We start from the raw sequence: 21014 nt of genomic DNA, 5'->3' as shown, positions 1-21014 counted from the left end.
GGGCCAGCCAGGCAACGCCGCCCCCCTGCAGAAGCACACCCATGTGCGCGACCGATGGCGTCACGCCGCCGGATGTTCGGCATGGCGGTCGCGCACAGGGTGCGCTCCTACAAGGGCAGCGGCAGCGCGGCGTCACGGAAGAACGCCTGCACGTGCGCCAGCTCGCGCGTGCGCGGCATCGGCGGCAGGCTGGCGAGGAACAGGCGGCCGTAGCCTTTGGTGGTCAGGCGCGGGTCGCACAGCATCAGCACGCCACGGTCGTGCACGTCGCGGATCAGGCGGCCGGCGCCCTGCTTCAGGGCAATCGCGGCGGCGGGCACCTGCCAGCCCATGAACGGGTTGATGCCCGATTGCTCCAGCGCGTCCAGGCGTGCCTGCAGCACCGGATCGTCGGGCGCGGCGAAGGGCAGCTTGTCGATCACCACGACGCTCAACGCTTCGCCGGCGACGTCGACGCCTTCCCAGAAACTGGCCGCGCCCAGCAGCACGCCGTGGCCGCTGGCGCGGAAGTCCTCCAGCAACTGGTGGCGTGGCGCGCTGCCCTGCACGAACAGCGGCCACGGCACCCGGTCGGCAAGCAGTTCGGCGGCCCGGCGGAGGGCGCGGTGCGAGGTGAACAGCAGGAAGGCGCGGCCGTGCGAGGCCTCGAGCACGGGTAGTGCCGCGTCGATCACCCGTTCGGTGTGGTCGCGTGCGTTGGGATCGGGCAGGCCCGCGGGGAGATAGCACAGCGCCTGGCTGGCGTAATCGAACGGGCTGTCCAGGTGCAGTGCCTGGGGGTCGTCCAGGCCGAGCTGGCGCGCGAAGTGGTCGAAGCTGCCGGCGACCGAGAGCGTCGCGGAGGTGTGGATCCACGCCGCGCCGGTGCGTTCACGCATGGCGCGCAACGGCGCGGCCAGATCCAGCGGCGTGGCGTGCAGGGCAAAGCCCCGCGGGAACAGTTCGTACCAGCGCACGTCCTCGGCGCCGCCGCCTTCGACGATGCGGTCGAGCCGCTCCGTCAGCGCGGCGGCGCGCTCGTGCACGTTGGCCAGGCCGCGCGAGCGTTCCGCCTGCGAGGCGAGCAGGTCGGTGAAGGCGGCGAGCAGTTCGCCCAGATCCTGCAGGCCTTCGTGCACGGTGGCCAGCGCATCCAGTTGCTGGAACGGGCCGCGCGTGGGCAGCGCGTCCATCGCCAGGCGCAGGCGGCGCAGCGCGCCCTGCAGGGCCTCGGCCGGTTCCAGCAGCAGGCCGATCGCGCCGGTGACGCCGGTGCATTCGCGCAGGGCGTCGGCAGCCAGGTCGGCGAGCTGGCGCGCGCTCACGCTCTGCGAGAAGAACTGGCCGGCCAGCTCCGGCACCTGGTGCGCCTCGTCCAGGATGAAGGCGCCGGCGCCGGGCAGGATCTCGCCGAAACCTTCCTGCTTGAGCGCGAGGTCGGCGAACAGCAGGTGGTGGTTGACCACCACCAGGTCCGCCTCCAGTGCTTCGCGGCGCGCCTTCACCACATGGCAGTCGTCGAAGAACGGGCACTCGACACCCAGGCAGTTCTCCGGCGTGGAGGTCACCCGCGGCCACAGCGGTGACTCCTCCGGTACCTCGGCCAGTTCCATGCTGTCGCCCGCACGGGTACGCGCGGACCAGGCGCGGATCGCCGCCAGCTGCGAGGCTTCCGTGCGCTCGAAGGTGCTGCCCTCGCGCACCGTCTGGTCGAGCCGGTACAGGCACAGGTAGTTCGCGCGACCCTTGAGCAACGCGGCCTTGCCGCGCGTGCCGAGCACGGCACGGACCTTCGGCAGGTCGCGGAAGTAGAGCTGGTCCTGCAGCGCCTTGGTGCCGGTGGAGACGATCACGCGCTCGCCCGAGAGCAGCGCGGGCACCAGGTAGGCGTAGGTCTTGCCGGTGCCGGTGCCGGCCTCGGCGATGAGCGTGTCGCGGTTGGCGATGGCGTCGGCGACCGAGCGCGCCATCGCCTGTTGCGCCAGGCGCGGGGCGAAGTTGGGCAGCTCGCGGGCAAACGGGCCGTCGGCGCCGAGCAGCGCGCCGATGTCGTCGGGATCGGTCATCCCGCAAGTATCGCCGAGCCGCCGCACGCGCGCACTGGCGAGCGCCCCCCGGACCGGCGCAGGATGCGCCCTACCTCAACCTGGGAAGCGGAACGATGGGCATCGAACTGCACATGCTGGTGTGGAGCGTGATCCTTGGCCTGGTGCAGATCGCCCTCGCGGCGACCGGCTCGATGGCCCAGCGCAGCCCGGCATGGGCCGCCAGCGCGCGCGACCGCCCGGGCGCGCCGCTCACCGGCGTGGCCGGCCGGCTGGACCGGGCGCGTGGCAATTTCCTCGAGACGTTTGCGTTCTTCGCCGCACTGGTGCTCGCGGTGATCGCGATGGGCAGGCAGGATGCAACCAGCGCGCTCGGCGCGCAGCTTTATTTCTGGGCGCGGCTGGTCTACGTGCCGGTGTATGCGGCGGGGATTCCCTATCTGCGCACGCTGGTGTGGGCGGTGAGCATGGCCGGCATCGTGCTGTTGCTGGTGGCGGTGCTCTAGTCGCCTGCTCCTCTCCCCGGAGGGCGAAGGACCCGGAGCCTAGTAACGCGGGATGCCTTCCTTGTGGCAATCCTGCACGCCTTTGCGCGCCGCCACGGCGCCGGCTTCGTCGCCGGCCTGCAGGCGCATCTCCACGACTGTCTGCCAGTTGCGCGCGCACAGCGGCCCGAGCTGGGGCCCCAGCGACCAGGACCGCCGCGCGAGCCGCTCGGCGGTGGCGTAGTCGTGCAGGCGGATGGCGACTTCGGCGCGGTCCTGCAGCAGGTCGGGCGAGTCGGGATTGAGCTTGAGCGCCTGGTCGAGCTTGGCCGCGGCGTCGGTGTACCGGCCGGCACGCTCGTCTGCCTGGGCGGCATCCTGCCAGGCCGTGACGCCCGGATCGCGCAGCGGGGCCACGTCGATGATCGACTGCTCGCGTGCCCCTGCCGCGCGAATCGCCGCGACCATGTCATGCGCCGGGACGACCGGCTTTTCTTCCTGCGGCGGAACGCTGAAGCAGCCTGCAAGCAGCAGGGTGGCGAGGACGGCGGAGCCAAGGCGCAAACGTGAAGCGGAAAACATCGAAGGTTCTCTATTGGACCGTGGATGCGGCGGGCGCCGGCGTGCTGCCGTCACCGCCGAAGAAATCGCCGATGCGCTGCCAGAAGCAGCCTTCGGTATCAGGGGAAAGCGACCCGGCGACGACCGGGAACTGGCGCGCACCTTCGCACTCCGGCTGCGTCGGCTTGCCGTTGGTCGGGTCGATCCAGGCCATTTCCAGGCCCTCGCCCGGCTGCGCCGGAAGCGGACGCGTCGGCAGGTGGCGGAACAGGTCCTGCCAGGCGCGCAGGCCGCCGGTGGCGCCGAACAGGCCGGTCGGCTTGTTGTCGTCGCGGCCCATCCAGAACACCGCCAGGCGGTCGGCGGTGAAGCCGGCGAACCAGCTGTCGCGCATGTCGTTGCTGGTGCCGGTCTTGCCGGCGGCGTTGAGCCAGGCCAGCGAGGAATCGCCCAGGCTGTGTGCGGTGCCGTACTCGGCCACCTGCTGCATCGCCCAGGTGATCAGCCGCACCGCTTCCTGGTACTCGCCCTTGCCGCCCTCGACCTCATAGCGCTTGACGGTATGTCCGGTACCGTCGACCACGCCGCGCACCGCCAGCAGCGGCAGCGCGTGGCCGTCCGCGGCCAGGTATTCGTAGAGTTGCGCGACCTGGAACGGCGAGAGGTCCACCGCACCGATCAGCATCGAGGGACTGGGATTGATGTCGGTGAAGCCGAACGATTCCAGGAACGCCTTGACCCGCTGCACGCCGACGGCGAGGCCCAGGTGGATGGTCGCCAGGTTCCACGAGTGCGCCAGCGCGTCGACCATCGGCACGAAACCGTGCGACTGGTTGTCGTCGTTCTGCGGCATCCAGGTCTTGCCGTTGGGCTGGCGCAGCATGATCGGCGAATCGTCCAGCGGCGTGCCCAAGTTCCAGTGCGCCGGGTCGGTCAGCGCGACCAGGTAGACGAACGGCTTGACCAGCGACCCGATCGGCCGGCGCGCGTCGAGCGCTCGGTTGAAACCGGGATCCCCCGGCGTCTTGCTGCCGACCACCGCCAGCACGCTGCCGGTGTCGGTGTCGGTGACCACGCCGGCCGCCTGCACCTTGTCGCCGCGCTTGCCCATGTTCTTGATGGCCGTGGTGATCGCCTGTTCGGCGTACAGCTGCGCGGCCGGATCGAGCGTGGTGAAGATCGACAGGTTGCCCTTGCGCAGCGTGTCGTCGTCGAAGTCGTTGGTGATCTGCGCGCGCACCAGCTGCATGAAGGCCGGAAAGCGGTTGTGCGGGAGCTGCGCGTTCGGGGCGATGTCCAGCGGCGCCGCCTGCGCCGCATTGACCTGGCCCGCATCAAGCAGGCCGGTGTCGTAGAACTCCTTCAGCACCAGGTTGCGCCGCGACAGCGCGCGCTTGGGGTAACGGCGCGGGTCGTAGTAGCTCGGGCCCTTGACCATGCCGACCAGCAGCGCGATCTCCTGCGGTCGCAGGTCCTCCAGCCGGCGACCGAAGTAGAACTCCGCGCCCGCGGCGAAGCCGTGCACCGCCTGGTTGCCCTGCTGGCCGAGGAACACCTCGTTGATGTACGCCTCCAGGATGCGGTCCTTCGAGTAGTGCGCCTCGATCAGCAGCGAGAGCAGCGCCTCGTTGAACTTGCGCACCAGGTTCTGGCTGCGGTCGAGGAACAGGTTGCGCACCAGCTGCTGGGTCAGCGTGGAGCCGCCCTGCACGGTATGGCCGGCGCGCAGGTTGGCGAACGCGGCGCGCAGGATCGCGCTGAAGTCCAGCCCGATGTGGTGCTTGAAGTCGCGGTCCTCGACCGCCTGCAGGCCGCTGGCCAGCAGCGGCGGCACGTCGGCCAGGCGCACGATGCGGCGCTCTTCCTGCTGCGCGCCATAGACGGTGGCGATGCGTGCCGGGTCCAGGTGGGCAAGCTTGATCGGCTCGCCGCTGGCCGCTTCGGCGAGCGATTCGACGACCTGGCCATGGCCGAGCGTCACGCGGATGCGCTTGGGCAGCTCGCCGCCATCGGGGCCGGCGTAGCCGCGCGAGGAGATCACGTAGCGGCTGCCGTTGCGCGTCCAGCTGCCGGGCACCTTGCCCGCGCCATCATGGCCGTAGCCGGCGAAGGTCAGCTCCAGCTCCAGTGCGGAAGGCGACATCGGCACGCCCGGGGCCAGCGTCAGCGGGCGCGCATACACGCGCGTGGGCACCGCGAACACCAGGTCGTTGAAACGGTCCTGCACGCGCTTGTTGAGAATCAGCGTGTACGGCAGCACGAAGCCCAGCCCCAGGCCGAGCGCAACCCAGAACGGGATGCGCAGCCAGCGCCAGCTGTGGCGCGCGAACGCGCCCATGCGAGAAGTCAGTGCCAAGGTCGGGAACCGGGATCCAGGGTGGCTCCGATGATAGGGCGTGTCACCCCGCGCGCATCTGAACGTCACGGGCGATACGTGGCAGGCGGGTGGCGCGGTCGTGGCTGCGAGGTGGCGTGCGATGGTTGCGCGCAGGGAGGGTGGTTATCGGCAAGACTTCCCCCATCCGCCCTTCGGGCACCTTCCCCCGCGCCGCGGGGGAAGGATCAAAGCCGCAGCGCCCGTTCCCGAGCCTTCCCCCGCGCGGCGAGGGAAGGACCAATGCCGCAGCCCCGTTCCCGAGCCTTCCCCTGCGAACGCGGGGGAAGGTGCCGACAGGCGGATGGGGGCGCTTTTGGGCCGGATGCATGACTGGGGCTCTTCGCAAGGCTTTCCCACCCACCCATCGATACCCTTCTCGCGCAGCGCGGTAGGCCCAGTGTGCTCTGCGCGGCGCCTCTGCGAGGGACGCCTCAGCGCCGCCAACACCGGGGATCCGGCCTGAATGGCCGCGGGTGCACGCCGAGCACGCGTTCCAGCTCGGTGTTGTCGGCGACCAGGTCCGATGCCAGCCGCGCAAGTGGCCCGCGCAGGCGCGGGATCAGATGGCGCGCCTGACGCAGCAGCCACGCCGGCACGGGCAGTGGCAGCGTCGCCACCGGCAGGCTGTGCTGCACGCGGGCAAACATCTCACCGGCCCGCAATCGCTCGCCACCGCCCAGCATCAGTATGCGGTTGGCGGGACGGTCGATCGCCGCCAGCGTGGCCAGTGCAATGTCGTCGGCGTGCACCGGCTGGCGCAGGCCGCCGCCGGTGGGCCGCGCAAAAACCCGCGTGCGCATCGCGCGGTGGGCCAGCGGCGTCAGGCTCCTGTCGCGCCCCGCCCCGTAGATCAGCGTGGGCCGCAACACCGTCCAGTCGCAGCCCAGCGCCGCGCAGGCGGCGATCAGCTCCTCCTCGCCTTGCCTGAGCTGGCGCGCGATATCGCGCTCGTCGGGCACCTCGGATCCGGCTTTGCTCTGCGCACTCATGGAACTGGTGGCGACGATGCGCGGCGAACCGGCCGGCGCCGCCGCGGCGAGCCAGTGCGCGAACGGTTGCAGCGGCCCGTAGCTGACGATGGCGGAAACGGGCGGCAGCGCGGGCACCGCATCAGGCAGGCCACCGCGCATCCAGCACACGCCCTCGCTGTCGGCATGCGGCTCGCGACTCACTGCGATCACCTGCTCGCCGCGTCCGCGCAGGCGCGGCAACAGGAAATGGCCGATCTGGCCGCTCGCCCCGAATACCACGACGCTCATGCGTGCCCGGTCAATGGCCGGATTGCAGGCGCCGCGAGAGCTCGCTCACACGCGGCAGGTAGGGCGCGAGCCGGCGTGCCTGTTCGATCGACTGCGCCGCATTGGCGCGATCGCCGCGGTCGAGCTGCTGCTCGGCCTGGTCCAGCCAGGCATCGACCAGCCGCTCGCGCAGCACGCTTTCGTTGGAATCGCCCGGCGACAGGTCGCCCAGCGCGCCGAGCAGTTCGCCGGCCTTGTCCAGGTCACCGCTGGCGAGGGACTGGTTGAACAGCTGCACCACCAGGTTGGGCAGGTCTTCCAGGCCCTGCAGCGCGGCCTGGTTGTTGCCGTCGATGGCCAGTGCATTGCGGTAGAGGTCGTACGCGCTCTCGCCCGGCGGCAGCATGATCTGTCCCTGCGTGGCGGCGGTGCGGGCGCGACGCACCAGTTCGGCGACCTGCTCGATCTGGTCGGCGGTCAGCGCCGGCGGCGGAGGCGGCGGGGGCTCCGCGGCTTCAGGCGCGGGCTGCCTGGGGGCCGCGGCGGTCGGCGGCGTGGCTGCGGATTGCGTGGACGCCGACGGCCGGGCTTGCGGGGCCTTGGTGGTCAGGCGCGCCTTCGCGGCAGCGAGGTCAGCGGATTTGGGCGCCAGCGCCTCGGCCTGGTCGAGCAGGCGCGAGGCCTGTTCGGTGTCGTCGGCATCGAGCGCCGCGTTGGCCTGCACCACCAGCGCCTGGGCGACCTGGCCCAGGCCGGCGCGCGCCTGCACGTTGTTCGGGTCCAGCTTGAGCGCGGCCTGGAAGTGCGCCAGTGCCGTGTCGTCGCCCGCGCCCGCGATGCGGCCGTCGCGCAGCGCCTGCTGGCCCTGCGAGATGGCCTCCAGCAGCGCGCCGTCATCCTGTTGCCGGGCCTGCGCGAGCGCGGCGCGCAGCGCCGGGAGGTCGCCGTAGCTGGGCAAAAGGGCGGCCAGCTGGTCGATGGTGGACGCGGCGGTCGTCGCGTCGCCATGCGCCAGCGCGGCGCGCACCTGCGCGGCCAGGGCTGCGCCCACCTGGTCCAGGCCGTGCTGGGCAACGGCGTTGTCGCCGTCGGCGGCGAGCATCTGCTGGTACAGCGCGCCGGCGCCGTCCTTGCCGGTGAGCCTGCCGGCATTGAACGCCTGCTGCGCGCGCTCGACCAGGTCGTCGGCCGGCTGCGCGGCCCCGCGCGCCTGCCTGATCAGGCGATCGAGCCGGTCGACGTCGCTGCCGCCGCCGAGCAGTTCGCGGGCGACGGTGAGTTCCTGCTGCGCTTCGTCCAGGCGGCCGGCGCGGAACGCGGTGTCGGCACGCGAGAGCTCGGCCATGCCGACCTGGTGCAGGCCGTCGCGGGCGCGGTCGTTATCCGGTTCGAGCGCGCGCGCGCCCTGGTACAGCTCGCGCGCGCTGGTGCCGTCGGTGCCGTCCAGGTGACCGTCCTGCAGCGCCTTGTCGGCGCGGCTCAGGACGTCGTTGAGTTCCGTGCGCGGCACCATGTCGCGCAAGCTGTTCTGGTATTCGCGCATCGCCCACACGCCGGCGCCCAGGATCAGCACCGCCACCAGCGCGACGACGTGCCAGGTGCGCAGGCGCACGCGCCGATGGCGCGCCGGCGGCGTCGTGCGCGGCGTGTGGAAGGAAATCGGCGGCAGGCGATCGTCCGGATCGTCCGCGCGCGGGCGCGGCGACTCCAGGTCGCCCAGATCGCCCAGCGTCGGTTCGGCACGCCCGTCGCGGCCGTTTTGGTCTCTGCGTCCGCTCATGCTCGATCGCTGTCCTGGCAACGCATTCAGCTTAGCATCGCCCACTTCACGCGCCCGGCGGTGAAGTCCGCGCATTCAGCTTGCGCTGACGCGCCGCGCTTCCACCACGTTGGGCAGCGCCACCAGCTTGCCGAGCAGCGAGGACAGCTGCTCGAAGTCCTTCACGCGCAGGGTGAAGCGCATCTCCACCTCGCCGGTGCGGCCTTCCAGCCGGCTGGAGGAGGCGACGATCGGCGTGCCGACGTTGCTGATCAGGTTCAGCACGTCCTTCTGCAGGCCCTTGCGGTCGAAGCCGTGCAGTTCGATGTCGACCTGGTAGGACTGCGCAGTCGCACGGCCCCACTCGACCTCGATCACCCGATCCGGATCGCGCCGGGCCAGCCGCGCCAGGCTGGCGCAGTCGGCTCGGTGCACCGACACGCCGCGCCCCTTGGTGATGAAGCCGCGCACCGCATCGCCCGGCAGCGGCTGGCAGCAGCGCGCAAGCACCGTAAGCAGGTTGCCCACGCCTTCGATGCGCAGCGCGCCGTGGTCGGGCGTGGCATGCCGCGCGAGCGGCGGCGCCGGCGGCGGCGCGGGCTCGACCGGGTGGGCGGCCTCCTGCAGCACGCGGGCGATCTGCCCGCCGCTGACCTCGCCCAGCGCGAGCGCGACCAGCAGTTCCTCGTGGGTCTTCAGATGGAAGTGCGCCGGCAGCTTCGAAAGGTCGGCACTGGGCAACGCCAGGCGCTTCAGCTCGCGCTCGAGCAGCGCGCGGCCGGCGGCGAGGTTGGCGTCGAAGGCGATGCGGCGGAACCACGAGCGGGCCTTCTCGCGCGCACGGCTGGTGTTAAGATAGCCATGGTGCGGCGAGAGCCAGTCGCGGCTCGGCTCGGCGTTCTTCGCAGTGACGATCTCGACGCGATCGCCGCTGCGCGGCTGGTGGGTGAGCGGCACGATGCGCCCGTTCACCTTGGCGCCGCGGCAGCGGTGGCCGACCTCGGTGTGCACGTAGTAGGCGAAGTCGAGCACGGTGGCACCGTGCGGCAGGTCGAACACCTCGCCCTTGGGCGTCAGCAGGTAGACGCGGTCTTCCAGCAGCTCGGTGCGCAGCTCAGCGGCGACTTCCTCGTCCGCGCGCGGTTCGAGCAGCTTGCGCATCCAGGCGATCTTCGCCTCGAACTCGGCATCGGCGCCGCCACCTTCCTTGTAGCGCCAGTGCGCGGCGACGCCCAGCTCGTTGTCGCGGTGCATGGCGTGGGTGCGGATCTGCACTTCCAGCGTCTTGCCCTGCGGCCCGATCACCGCGGTGTGCAGCGAGCGGTAGCCGTTGCCCTTGGGGCGGGCCAGGTAGTCGTCGAACTCGCGCGGCAGGTGCTGCCACTGCGCGTGCACCACGCCCAGCGCGGCATAGCAGTCGGCCACGCTGTCGACCAGGATGCGCACGGCGCGGATGTCGTACAGGTCGGAAAAGTCCAGCCCCTTGCGATGCATCTTCTTCCAGATGGAATAGATGTGCTTCGGGCGGCCGGCGAGATCGGCCTTGATGTCGGCCGCCTGCAGTGCCGCACCGAGCTCGGCCAATACCTGGGCGATGAACGCCTCGCGGTCGGCGCGGCGCTCGTCCAGCAGGCGCGCGATGCGCTTGTAGGTGTCCGGCTGCAGGTAACGGAAGGCGAGGTCCTCCAGTTCCCATTTGAGTTGCCAGATGCCCAACCGGTTGGCGAGCGGCGCGTGGATGTCGCGGGTGAGCTTCGCCAGCGCTACGCGATCGGCTTGGGGCAGCGCCGTGGCGCCGCGCATCTTGGCCAGCTGGCGTGCGAGCAGCACGAACACCACGCGCAGGTCGCGGATGATCGCCAGCAGCAGCCGGCGCAGGCCTTCGTACGTGGTGGCCTCGCGCTGCGCGTGCAGCGCCCACACTTTCTCCGCGGCACGCTGGCCCTCGACCAGGCGCTGCACTTCCAGCGGCAGCGCGGGGGCATGGGACTGCCACGCCGGCAGATCGCGCTGCGCCAGCTCGAACCACACCGCCGCGGCCTGGGTCTGCGCGTCGCAGCCGAGCATCGCCAGCAGGTCGAGCACGTCGGCGCATTCGGCCCCGCTCGAGGGCGTGCAGGCTTCCAGCGCGGCCGTCAGCAGGGGCGACGCGGACGCGCGTGCCTGCCATTGGGCCAGGCGGGTCGAGGCGGGTTGGGCGGGCTGGGACATGGGAAGGGGCATTCTAGAAGAAGGCCTGCGCCGGGGTCGCGGAGGGAGGTCTTCCGCAAGACTTCCCCCATCCGCCCTTCGGGCACCTTCCCCCGCGTGGCGGGGGAAGGATTCCGGCAAAGGGTGAGATGGGCGGCCATTGTTCCTTCCCCCGCTTGCGGGGGAAGGTGCCCGGAGGGCGGATGGGGAGGCGCGGATCGCGCGCTTCACCCCGCTCGCGAACCGATCACCCCGGCTCGATCACCCCAGCTCGATCACCCCAGCCCAATCACCCCAAGGCTTCCAGCGCCCGCGCCAGGCGCTTCGCCGAGACCGGTTCGGCGGTCTTCAATTCCTGTGCGAAAAGCGACACGCGCCATTCCTCGATCAACCAGCGCAGCTCGTCGAGGTCCGTCCTGCCGCCGGCCTGGTGCCTGAGGTACTCGCGCCAGTACGGCAGCACCTGCAGCATGCGTTGCTGGTCCTTGGCCGGGTCCTGGCGCAGGCGTTCGGCACGCAGGCGCATGGCCTTCAGGTAACGCGGGTAATGGGCCAGGCGAGCATTGGGCAGTTCGCGCGAGAAGCCCGGCGCGAGCAACGCGTCGAGCTGTTCGCGCAGGTCGTCGTAGCTGGCGCGGGCGAAGCCGATCAGCGGCGGTTCCAGCCAGGGTTTGAGCTCGGCCTGCGCTTCAATGACCGGTTCGACCAGCTTCAGCCGCTCGACCGCCGCAGCGAAAACTTCGCGCGCGAGCGCGGTACGCAGGGCCTCGAAATCGCCGGCCGTGCGCGCGTCCAGATCATGCGTCGCCAGCAGGTCGGCGAAGCCGCCCTCGACCAGGTCCTCGCGCAGCGAGTCGACGCTGCCCAGCGGGGCGTATTTCAGCGACAGCGGATTGGCGATCGGCAGGCGCCGCCGAGCCTGCTTCATCTCGCTAGCCAGCGCGTTGCGCAGCAGCCGCTCGACGCCTTTGAGGTGCGCGGCACGTGCCTCGTCGCGGCGTTCGAACACGCGCAGCGCAACCGCCTCGCCCAGGTCGACCAGCGCCGGGAACGCAGCGAGGCCGCCCTCCGAGCGCACCTGCGCGGGGATCTCCTCGAAATCCCAGCGGGTGACGTCCTCGCGGGTCAGTTCCACGTCGGTCTTGCGAGAGAAGGCTTCGCGCGCCTGCGTTTCCCATTGCGCGCGCAAGACGGCGAGGTCGCGGCCGGTGGCGAGTGTCTTGCCGCGCTCGTCGTGCAGGCGGAAGCGCATCTTGAGGTGCGGCGGGAGCTCCACTGCCGCGAATTCGGCGGCGGGTGCGTCGGCGCCGGTGGCGCGCCTGAGGAACGCGGCCAGGGCGTCGACCAGGGGCTGGTCGCGCGGCGCTTCGGCTTCGACAAAGGCGCGCGCGAAATCGGGCGCGGGCACGAAGTTGCGGCGCAATGCCTTGGGCAGGCCGCGGATCAGTTCGGCCACCTTGTCCGCCAGCAGACCCGGCACCAGCCACTCGCAGCGGTCGGCGGGCAGCGCGTTGAGCATCGCCAGCGGCAGTTGGAGCGTGACGCCGTCGGCCTCGTCGCCGGGGACGAAGCGGTATTCGAGCTTGTAGCGCTGCGGCGCGAGGTCGAGCGTGGCGGGAAAGGCCTTCGGATCCAGCCCGCTGCCGCCCGCCATCACCTCGTCCAGCGACCAGCGCAGTGCGGCCTGCTCGGCGGGACGTGCCCGGCTGTACCAGGCGTCGAGTGCGCGCGTGCTGGCGACGTCCTCCGGCAGCTTGCCTTCGAAGAACCGCGCCAGCTCTTCCTCGCTGCGCAGCAGGCCCTCGCGCCGTTGCTTGGCTTCGATCTCGTGCGCCTGCGCCAGCACGCGCTGGTTGGCGCGCACGAAGTCGGCGCGCACGTCGAGGTCGCCGCGTGCCAGCGCCTCGCGCAGGAAGATCGCGTGGGCGAGCGCCGGGTCCTGCTTCTGGAAGGTGACCGCGCGGCGCTCGACGAGGGCCAGTCCGAACAGGCTGACCTGCTCGTACGCGACCACCGTGCCGCGCTTGCGCGACCAGTGCGCATCGCGGCAGCTGGCCTTGACCAGGTGCGCGGCCTGCTGCTCGATCCAGGCCGGCTCGACGCGGGCGCAGCTCATTCCCCACACGCGGCCGCCGACGTCCAGGATCTGCGCGGCGAAAATCCATGCCGGCGGCGCCTTGGCCAGCGCCGAGCCGGGGAACACCTGGAAGCGGCGCTCGCGGGTGGAGCGGTAGACCCCCTTTTCGTCCCTGTGGCCGACCTGGGTCGGCAGGCCGGCGAGCAGCGAACGATGGATGGCTTCAAAAAGACGCGCAGCGTCTTTTTCATCAATAACGCGCTCTTCGCGTTCGCCTCCTCTCCCCTCCGGGGAGAGGATTGAGGTGAGGGGCCGGGGCTCGCCATGAGTCTGCTTTTGGCGTTTGCCTCCTCTCCCCGCCGGGGTGATGGGCCGGGGCTCGCCCGAAGCTTCCCTGGTGCGACGCGAGCCCTGCGCTTCGCTGTGCGAGGTGCGAATAGCGGCCCGTTCGGCTCCGGTCGGACTCTGCCGCGAGAACGCCCCCTCACCCCGGCCCTCTCCCCGGAGGGGAGAGGGAGCAGATCCGTCGAGCTTCCAGCCCAGCTCCGCCACCACCAGCAACAATTGCCGATGCAGCTCGCGCCACTCGCGCATGCGCATGAACGACAGGAACTGCCGCCCGCACCAGTCGCGCAGCTTCGATTGCGTGAGCTCCTCGTGCGCCTTCGTGTACTCGCGCCACAGATTGAGCACACCGACGAAATCGGAATTCGGATCGGCAAACGCCGCATGCGCCGCATCGGCCTGCTGCCGCGCATCGGCCGGCCGTTCGCGCGGGTCCTGGATGGACAGGAACGCCACCACCACCAGCAGCTCGCGCAGGGCATGGCGTTCGTGCGCCTCGACCAGCATCCGCGCCAGCTGGACGTCGATCGGCAGCCGCGCCAGCTGGCGGCCGATCGCGGTCAGGTGGCGGCGTTCGTCGATGGCGGAGATTTCCGCCAGCCGGCGGTAACCGTCGGCGACCATGCGCGGATCGGGCGCCTCCAGGAAGGGAAAATCCTCCACCTCGCCCAGCTTCAGCGAGAGCATGCGCAGGATGACGTTGGCGAGCGAGGAACGCAGCAGCTCCGGATCGGTGTAACGCGGCCGGCTTTCGAAATCCGCCTCGCCATAGAGCCGATAACAGATGCCAGGACCGATGCGCCCGCAGCGGCCCTTGCGCTGGTCGGCAGCGGCCTGCGACACCGGTTCCACGTGCAGGCGTTCGAGCTGGCTGCGCTGGCTGTAGCGCATCACCCGCGCGCTGCCGTTGTCGACCACGTAGCGGATGCGCGGCACGGTCAGCGAGGTCTCGGCCACGTTGGTGGCCAGCACGATGCGCCGCTTCGGGCCGGGCTTGAACACGCGATCCTGGTCCGCGGCCGACAGCCGCGCGTACAGCGGCAGCACCTCGGTCTCGCGATACTGGCGACGCGAGAGCAGCAGGTGCGCGTCGCGGATCTCCCGCTCGCCGGGGAGGAACACCAGCACGTCACCCGGGCCGCCGCCCAGGCTGCGATCGGCCATGATCTCGTCGAGCACCAGGCCGAGATGTTCGGCACTGCCCTGCTGGACGCGGTCGGACGTGTCGCGGGCGTGCGGGCCGCGGTCGCGCGCGGAGTGCGTCCCGACGGCGTCCGCCGGACGCCAGCGCACCTCGACCGGATAGGCGCGCCCTTCGACCGAGACCACCGGCGCATCGTTGAAGTGTTCGGCGAAGCGCGCCGTGTCGATCGTCGCCGACGTGACGATGATCTTCAGCTCCGGCCGCTTCGCGGCGAGCCGCTTGAGGTAACCGAGCAGGAAATCGATGTTGAGGCTGCGCTCGTGCGCCTCGTCGATGATCACCGTGTCGTAGCTCGACAACCACGGGTCACCCTGGGTTTCGGCCAGCAGAATGCCGTCGGTCATGAACTTGACCAGCGTGCGCTCGGACACCTGGTCGGTGAAGCGCACCTGGAAGCCGACCTGCTCGCCCAGCGCCGTGCCCAGTTCCTCCGCCACGCGCCGGGCCACCGAACGTGCGGCCAGGCGGCGCGGCTGGGTGCAGCCGATCATGCCCGCCTCGCCGCGTCCGGCGGCAAGGCACAGCTTGGGCAACTGGGTGGTCTTGCCCGAGCCGGTCTCGCCGGCGATCACCACGACCTGGTGCCTGCGGATCAGTTCGACGATCTCGTCCGCACGCGCGCTGATCGGCAGCGATTCGTCCAGCCGGATCGCCGGCTTGGCCGCGGCGCGCGCCTGCCGCTTCGCGGCCGAGGCGGCGATGTCGGCCGACAGCGCCTCGAGCTTGCGCGCATCCGGTTGCCGCGAAAGCCCGCGCCAGCGGCCCAGCAGGCGGCCGAAGTCGCGGCTGGAAACCGTCGCAAGCGCCTCGCGCAGGCCGCGCAGGCGCTCTTCAGGGGGCGGGGTGGGCGGAATGTCGTTCATGGGACCGCACATGATAGCCGCAGGCTATGGGCCCCATCGGAACGATTCATTTCACCCGGCAGGCGCCAGCCGGTACCTTGGAACGCGTACCCACTTCACGAGGAGGGATTACCCATGGCCAACATCGGCATCGCACAGCAGGACCGCCAGACCATCGCCGAACAGCTCTCCAAGCTGCTCGCGGACACCTACTCGTTGTACCTGAAGACGCACAGCTTCCACTGGAACGTCACCGGCCCGCAGTTCAACAGCCTGCACGCCATGTTCGAGACCCAGTACAACGCGCTGTGGCTGGCCGCCGACGAGATCGCCGAGCGCATCCGCACACTGGACGTGTTCGCTCCCGGCTCCTACAGCCAGTTCGGCAAGTTGACCTCGATCAAGGAAGAGGCAGGCGTGCCCGACTGGAAGGACATGGTCGGCCAGCTCGTCGAAGGCCACGAGATCGCCGCCCACACCGCCCGCGGCGCCATCAAGGTTGCACAGGACGGGGGCGACGAAGGCACCGCCGACATGCTCACCGGCCGCTTGAAGGAACACGAGAAGACGGCATGGATGCTGCGCTCGCTGTTGAAGTAAGGACCGCGCGACCGGACGCACCGCTCGCCGACGCGGACGCCTCAGCTGTCTCGCCAGTGGTGCGCGGCCGCGGTCGGCAACTGGCCGAAGGTGGGGCGCTCTGCCCAGGTCGCCAGCAGGTGCGAGCGGATGTCCCGCTCCAGGAAGCGCAACGTCCTCGACTGGGCGAACCCATGGGCCACCACCAGGAAGGCCAGCGCCGCCAGCATCAGCACGAGCTCGCTGGGGAAGTGCGAAAAAACCACGTAAAGCGCCATGGTCGAGATTCCGGCTGTGATCGCCACCGACTGGCGCAAGGCCTTCAGGCGCATCGACGCGATTTCCCGGCGCCAGTCTTCCAGGCGCGCTGCCTCGATTTCGATGAATGCTTCCATGGGTGGCTCTTTGGTTGATCCCGCCGGCGTCGCCGGCGGGATGGTTGGCCTGCTCAGCTCAGATAGAAGAGCGCGGCGGCAATCGGCAAAGCGAAGCAAAAGGTAGCGGGACCACCCATGGCGCCGAGCGCCAGGATCATATCCGCACCCTCGTTGGCGTCGATCACGCCACCGCCCACACGGACAATCTGCTCTTCAGTCAGGATCTGCATTTTCATTCCTTTGGTTGCTTGCCGGAAGTCAACCGCTCCGGCGATCGGCTTGCGCCAGCGCAACGCTGGCGCAAATTCCTGGCGCCCTCCCCCGGACCCTCGGTGGCCGTGATCGGCGAGCGCACAAATCGTTGTACCCACAGGCTCAATCCTGATGCGGCGGCGCGAATGCCTGGTCCCTGCAGCGAAATAGGAGAGGTCGCCTCGCACAGCCCCGCGGCTCGATGCGGGACAGCAGCGGCGGACGGCTCTGCAGGCAGCGGAGTGCACTGATCGCCATCGCGAACCGCAAGGACCGGTTCTGGCCCGACGAACGGACAGCCGTTAACCTCGACCCTGGAGGAGTGTCACCAGGGCAGCGATGGAAGTCAGGATGGCGGCAATGACAAGGATGTACCTGAGCCACCCGGAGTGGACGAATACCAGCCCCACGAGCAGCAGCCCAACCCCCGCCAGAGCCATTCCATAACCGATGGTTTCTCTATCGATCAGATTCATTGTTGGTGCTCCCTGCCCGGCTTTGAAACGGGTGTGGCCCGAGGCCACACCCGTCACCCATCAACATCCAGACTGACTGACGCCGCATGTCCGCGTGCGCGGACCGCAGCACCATCCGCCGGACGGCTTACTGCGCGTTGTCGCGCTCGGCCATCTGCTTGCCGAGGTCGCAACCGAGGCTGAAGATGGCAACCGCCAGCGTGCCGGCGGCGATGACCGCGCCGACGACGGCGAGCACGACGCCACCGGAGGCCGCCTCGGCCTCGGCGATCGTCAGTTCACGCATGGATCCCGCCCGATTCAGTGCAATGGAAGCGGACATGATCTAACTTCTGTTTTCGTATGAAGGTTTACTTCGCGTTGGCGTAGTAGCCGGCCAGCATGCCCAGCCCGAGCAGGGGGCACACCGCCAGCGCAATGCCGATCTCGACTTTGGTCGCCGTGCTCATCTCGCCACCCGCGACGAATGCGACTTCGCCCATGGTCAACTCTTGCATGACACCTTCCTTGTTTTGTTGATCTGCAGAGAGGCTCTGCAAGGCATCCGATTCCTTTCCTCAATGGTAGGCGTGAACGGATTCTGTTTTCCCCTGTTTCAGGGAGATGACGTGTTCGACGGCAGCCATCGTTTCGGGGCGGTGCGCGATGACGACGCGAGTGATCCTGATCTGTTGTATGGCCGCGTTCACCAGTCGTTCCCGCTCCACGTCCAGATGGCTGGTGGCCTCGTCGAGGACGAGCAGTTGCGGGCGCCGGTACAGCGCACGAGCGAGGATCACCCGCTGGCGCTGCCCGCCCGAGAGAGAGGAGCCCATGTCGCCTACCAGCGTCTGGTATCCCATCGGCATCGCGGCAATGTCCGCGTGCACGGAGGCCGTGGCCGCCGCGGCGCCGATCAAGTCCCAGTTCGGCTGCGGATCGAAGAAGCAGATGTTGTCCGCTATCGACCCGGCGAAGAGCTGGTCGTCCTGCATGACGGCCGCCACCCGCGCGCGATAGCGCGCGAGGCCGAGCTTCTTGATCGGGATCCCGCCGAACAGCACCTCGCCCTCGTCGGGCTCGAGCAGCCCCAGCATGATCTTGGCGAGCGTGGTCTTTCCGCAGCCGGACGGGCCCGCGATGGCGATCGAGGCACCCGACTCCACCCGCAGGTTGCAGTTCCTGAGGATCCAGGGCTCCCCTCCCGCATACCGGAAGCTGACGTCGCGCAGTTCGATGCTCGCGTCTGCCGGATCGCCGACCCAACCCGGCTCGCCGGCTTGTTCCGGCGCTGACATGGCGATGTCGGCCAGCCGCTCCGCATGCAGCTTGAGCATCCGGAAATCGACCCCCTTGTCGATCAATGCGACAGCCCGGCCGATGAACTGGTCCGCATAGGCGATGAAAGCAATGAGCATGCCGGCCGACAGCCGTCCTTTCAGCGCCTGCACGGCAGCAATCCAGACCAGCGCAACCCTGCCGATGCCGAAGATCAATTGGTTCACCGTATTAAACGTGATCGCCAGCTGCTGGATGCCGATGTCACGGTTGGTCATGCGCACCGTGGCGTTGGCATAGCGCGCACGACGTTCGTCCTGCTGGTTGGCCAGCTTGATGGGCAGCACGCCACGGATGGCTTCGAGCAGCTCGCTTTGCTGGCGCGCCGCGCAGACGATCTGGTCCTCGTTGGCACGACGCAACGGGTTGAAGAAGCACCACCGGAGAAGTCCGTAGAGAACGAACAGGCCAGCGACGAGCGCGGTGAGCGGCAGGTGTAGAAGCCCATCACGATCAGCGCGTCGCCAGCGACATCAGACCATCGAGCAGAGAACCGATGAATTGGGTGGTCAGCGTCCTCTGGATGGTCTGCGACGACCCGAGGCGGGATACCACGTCGCCCATATGGCGCTTCTCGAACCAGTCCAGTGGCAGCTTGAGCAGGTGGCCGACCAGGTTGCTTTGCCATTGCACTGCAACGGTCGCACCGAGCCAGGCGACAACCCAGGAACGGGCCGCCCCGACCAGCGCCTGGAATATCGCCATCGCGCCATACCCCAGTCCCAACAAGGTGAGGAGATCGCGGTCGGCCGAGACCAGCACCTGGTCGAGCACCCATTGGGTGTAGAAGGGCGTGGCCAGCGAGAAGATTTCCAGCACGAGGGCCAGCACCAGGATCTGCGCGAAGGCGGACGCGATGCCTCGAAACGATCCGGTCAGGGCGCGCAAGGAGATGCCATGGCGCTCGTTCACGGGCTGGAAATCCGCCCCGGGGCTCAGCTCCAGCGCCACGCCAGTGAAGTGCTCGGACACCTCCGCCAGGCGCAATGCACGCACCCCGCGGGCGGGGTCATGGATGACGATACCGCGCGCGGTTACGCGCTTGAGGACCACGAAGTGGTTCATGTCCCAGTGCAGGAGACACGGCCGCTTGAGTTGCCTGAGGTCTGGCAGGTCGAGCTTCAACGGGCGGGTGGCGAAGCCCAGCTGCGCCGCCATCGACATCACCTGCGCCAGATTCACACCTTTGAGCGAGGTGGAGAAGCGACGGCGCAGGCCAGCGAGGTCCACGTCGTGGCCGTGGTAGACCGCAACCATGGCCAGACAGGCCAGCCCGCATTCGGCCGCCTCGGTCTGCAACATCATCGGCAACGCGCGGCGCCAGCCGAATTGCAACGCGGCGCGATAGCCCTCCGTGGACGCCGACCGCCGCTCCTGCCCAACGCCGTCAGCCACGGGACGGACCTCCGGCGAGGCGGTGCCCGATACCGTACAGGGGCTCGAACGCCCATTCGATCAGGCGCCGCCGCTCCATGAGGATGTCCGCCTGCAGGGCCATGCCCGGTTTCAGTGATTCGGCCTTGCCATAAGCCGGCACCGACTGCCGGTCGAGGGCGACCTGTACGCGATAGAGTGGTTCCTTCGGCTGCTGCCCCACCAGCACACCGACCTCCGCCGGAGAGAGCGCACTGCGCGAGATATCCGTAACCCGGCCATACTGCTGGCCGAACTTCTGGTACGGAAAGGCCTCGTAACGCAGCACGACACGGCTGCCAGGTTCGACGAAACCGACCGCCCGACTGGGAACCAAAAGCAAGGCCTGCAACCGCGAACCGGCCGGCAGGACCGAAAGCAGTGGCTGCGCGGCCGCGACCGTCTGCCCGACCTTGGCGATCACCGCCGAAACGGTCCCGTCGCCCGGAGCGCGCAAAACGATGGCCCGCTGCATCTCGTTCTGCGCGATGGATTGCCTGATGGCGGCAAGCTGGCGCTCCGTCTCGTTCTGCCTGGTGGAGGTGTCGAGCGGGAGCTGGTCCAGCTGCTGTTGCACGGTCGCCAGCGCCTGTCGTGCATCGAGTTGCTGTCGGACCAGTGTCCGGAATTGCGTCCTCGCTTCGAGCACTGCAGCCTCCTGCTGCTGGATCTGCAACGCGGAGACATAGCCTTTGGCGCCCAATGGACGTATGCGTTCGAGCAGCGCCTGCGCACTGGCGGCCTGCTGCTTTTGCAGCGCGACCTGATCGGTAACCTGCGCCAGCTGGGCCTCCAGCAAGCGGGCCTTGTCGTGCAACGCATCCGTCTGCTGTGTTGCAAGCTGCTGCTGCGTGGCGAGGTCGGCCTCCAACCGCTGCTCCTGCAGTTGCAGCTGGTGCCCGACCAACAAATGGGTGTCGCCGAGCAAGCTGTTGTCCTGGTTGCTGGAGATCTCAAGCAGGACGTCGCCCGCCTTGAACCGGTCGCCGTCGCGGACGAGAACGCGAGTGACCGTGCCCGGGCCGGGTGCCGCGACACCAAGCAGGCCGGCGCTGGGAACCAATTGCCCGACAACGCTCTCGCGGTGGGTGTAATGGCCCAGAACGAGGAACAGTACTATTGCCGCGCCCAACGTCGCGGCGAGGGCCAGCAAGGTCCACCGCGACAGCGGCGAGGCAATGGCGATGTCGCCCAGCCAGCTTCCGTGCCTGGCCTTCAGCACTTCCGGTCGAAAAAGCGATTCCTGGGCCACTGCAAATCCATTTGCCGAAACAGGTCGGTGGCATTACACGCGACCTTCACCGCGTCAACCATCGGAAAAATTCCCGGGTTGGCCATGCCAGCAGAACCCGTTACTCGCGCAGGCGAACCTGCGACAAACCCGGCGCCCCGCTGACCTCGCGCTGACCACCCCGCAAGGCCTTTATTGAGCCATCTCCCCCGGATCGTTAAGCTCCGCGGGCTAACTTGGCCTCACATGGAGGCGTCCGCCGGGGAA

Annotated in this window: 17 protein-coding genes; 2 read left to right on the top strand and 15 right to left on the bottom strand. The window is 69.2% G+C overall.

Annotated elements, in window-relative coordinates:
- Positions 1-107 precede the first annotated feature (107 nt).
- The gene (locus tag ACFWZU_RS03755; protein ID WP_439700065.1) at positions 108-2045 is read right to left on the bottom strand and encodes an ATP-dependent DNA helicase; all 1938 of its coding nucleotides are present in this window, start codon (positions 2043-2045) and stop codon (positions 108-110) included.
- Positions 2046-2140: 95 nt separating this feature from the next.
- Here ACFWZU_RS03755 and ACFWZU_RS03750 point away from each other — a divergent pair, with 95 nt between their 5' ends.
- The gene (locus tag ACFWZU_RS03750; protein ID WP_439700064.1) at positions 2141-2530 is read left to right on the top strand and encodes an MAPEG family protein; all 390 of its coding nucleotides are present in this window, start codon (positions 2141-2143) and stop codon (positions 2528-2530) included.
- 39 nt (positions 2531-2569) lie between these two features.
- Here ACFWZU_RS03750 and ACFWZU_RS03745 read toward each other — a convergent pair whose 3' ends face one another.
- The 6 genes from ACFWZU_RS03745 to hrpA form a co-directional block, all read right to left on the bottom strand.
- Positions 2570-2977 (bottom strand): tetratricopeptide repeat protein, encoded by a 408-nt coding sequence (locus ACFWZU_RS03745; RefSeq protein WP_439700063.1) that lies wholly within the window; start codon positions 2975-2977, stop codon positions 2570-2572.
- A 124-nt stretch (positions 2978-3101) separates the two neighbouring features.
- Entirely contained in the window at positions 3102-5408 is a 2307-nt protein-coding gene (gene mrcB, locus ACFWZU_RS03740; protein WP_439700176.1) for a penicillin-binding protein 1B, read from the bottom strand.
- Between the two features lie 470 nt (positions 5409-5878).
- Positions 5879-6706 carry an NAD-dependent epimerase/dehydratase family protein gene (locus ACFWZU_RS03735; RefSeq protein WP_439700062.1) on the bottom strand — a complete coding sequence of 276 codons (828 nt, stop codon included), beginning with the start codon at positions 6704-6706 and terminating at the stop codon, positions 5879-5881.
- A 10-nt stretch (positions 6707-6716) separates the two neighbouring features.
- A complete protein-coding gene (locus ACFWZU_RS03730) occupies positions 6717-8465 on the bottom strand; it encodes a hypothetical protein (RefSeq protein ID WP_439700061.1) in 1749 nt (582 codons plus the stop codon).
- A 75-nt stretch (positions 8466-8540) separates the two neighbouring features.
- Positions 8541-10655, bottom strand: coding sequence for a RelA/SpoT family protein (locus ACFWZU_RS03725; protein WP_439700060.1), 2115 nt, complete (start codon positions 10653-10655; stop codon positions 8541-8543).
- Positions 10656-10923: 268 nt separating this feature from the next.
- On the bottom strand, positions 10924-15123 hold the full coding sequence (gene hrpA, locus ACFWZU_RS03720; RefSeq protein ID WP_439700059.1) for an ATP-dependent RNA helicase HrpA: 4200 nt from the start codon (positions 15121-15123) through the stop codon (positions 10924-10926).
- Positions 15124-15237: 114 nt separating this feature from the next.
- Here hrpA and ACFWZU_RS03715 point away from each other — a divergent pair, with 114 nt between their 5' ends.
- Positions 15238-15702 (top strand): Dps family protein, encoded by a 465-nt coding sequence (locus tag ACFWZU_RS03715; protein WP_209616784.1) that lies wholly within the window; start codon positions 15238-15240, stop codon positions 15700-15702.
- Between the two features lie 41 nt (positions 15703-15743).
- Here the strand turns inward: ACFWZU_RS03715 and ACFWZU_RS03710 are convergent, their stop codons facing one another.
- The 8 genes from ACFWZU_RS03710 to ACFWZU_RS03675 all read right to left on the bottom strand — a co-directional run bounded on the left by ACFWZU_RS03710 (position 15744) and on the right by ACFWZU_RS03675 (position 20768).
- Positions 15744-16076: a hypothetical protein gene (locus ACFWZU_RS03710; protein WP_301143813.1), complete on the bottom strand. Its 333-nt coding sequence runs from the start codon at positions 16074-16076 to the stop codon at positions 15744-15746.
- A gap of 53 nt (positions 16077-16129) precedes the next feature.
- Positions 16130-16288 carry a hypothetical protein gene (locus tag ACFWZU_RS03705; RefSeq protein ID WP_439700058.1) on the bottom strand — a complete coding sequence of 53 codons (159 nt, stop codon included), beginning with the start codon at positions 16286-16288 and terminating at the stop codon, positions 16130-16132.
- A 324-nt stretch (positions 16289-16612) separates the two neighbouring features.
- Complete coding sequence (locus tag ACFWZU_RS03700; protein WP_439700057.1) at positions 16613-16786, bottom strand: hypothetical protein; 174 nt, start codon at positions 16784-16786, stop codon at positions 16613-16615.
- A 127-nt stretch (positions 16787-16913) separates the two neighbouring features.
- Positions 16914-17108 carry a hypothetical protein gene (locus ACFWZU_RS03695; protein ID WP_439700056.1) on the bottom strand — a complete coding sequence of 65 codons (195 nt, stop codon included), beginning with the start codon at positions 17106-17108 and terminating at the stop codon, positions 16914-16916.
- 28 nt (positions 17109-17136) lie between these two features.
- Positions 17137-17283 carry a hypothetical protein gene (locus ACFWZU_RS03690; RefSeq protein WP_439700055.1) on the bottom strand — a complete coding sequence of 49 codons (147 nt, stop codon included), beginning with the start codon at positions 17281-17283 and terminating at the stop codon, positions 17137-17139.
- A gap of 60 nt (positions 17284-17343) precedes the next feature.
- Complete coding sequence (locus ACFWZU_RS03685) at positions 17344-18510, bottom strand: peptidase domain-containing ABC transporter (RefSeq protein WP_439700175.1); 1167 nt, start codon at positions 18508-18510, stop codon at positions 17344-17346.
- Between the two features lie 46 nt (positions 18511-18556).
- Positions 18557-19498: a cysteine peptidase family C39 domain-containing protein gene (locus ACFWZU_RS03680; protein WP_439700054.1), complete on the bottom strand. Its 942-nt coding sequence runs from the start codon at positions 19496-19498 to the stop codon at positions 18557-18559.
- Positions 19491-20768: an HlyD family secretion protein gene (locus ACFWZU_RS03675; RefSeq protein ID WP_439700053.1), complete on the bottom strand. Its 1278-nt coding sequence runs from the start codon at positions 20766-20768 to the stop codon at positions 19491-19493. The genes ACFWZU_RS03680 and ACFWZU_RS03675 overlap by 8 nt, the downstream gene beginning before the upstream one ends.
- Between the last annotated feature and the right edge of the window lie 246 nt (positions 20769-21014).

It is taken from the genome of Frateuria sp. GZRR33, assembly GCF_051900425.1.
GTDB lineage: Bacteria > Pseudomonadota > Gammaproteobacteria > Xanthomonadales > Rhodanobacteraceae > Frateuria_A.
Note: the sequence above shows the minus strand (reverse complement) of the source record. Positions and strands in the feature narration are given on the sequence as shown.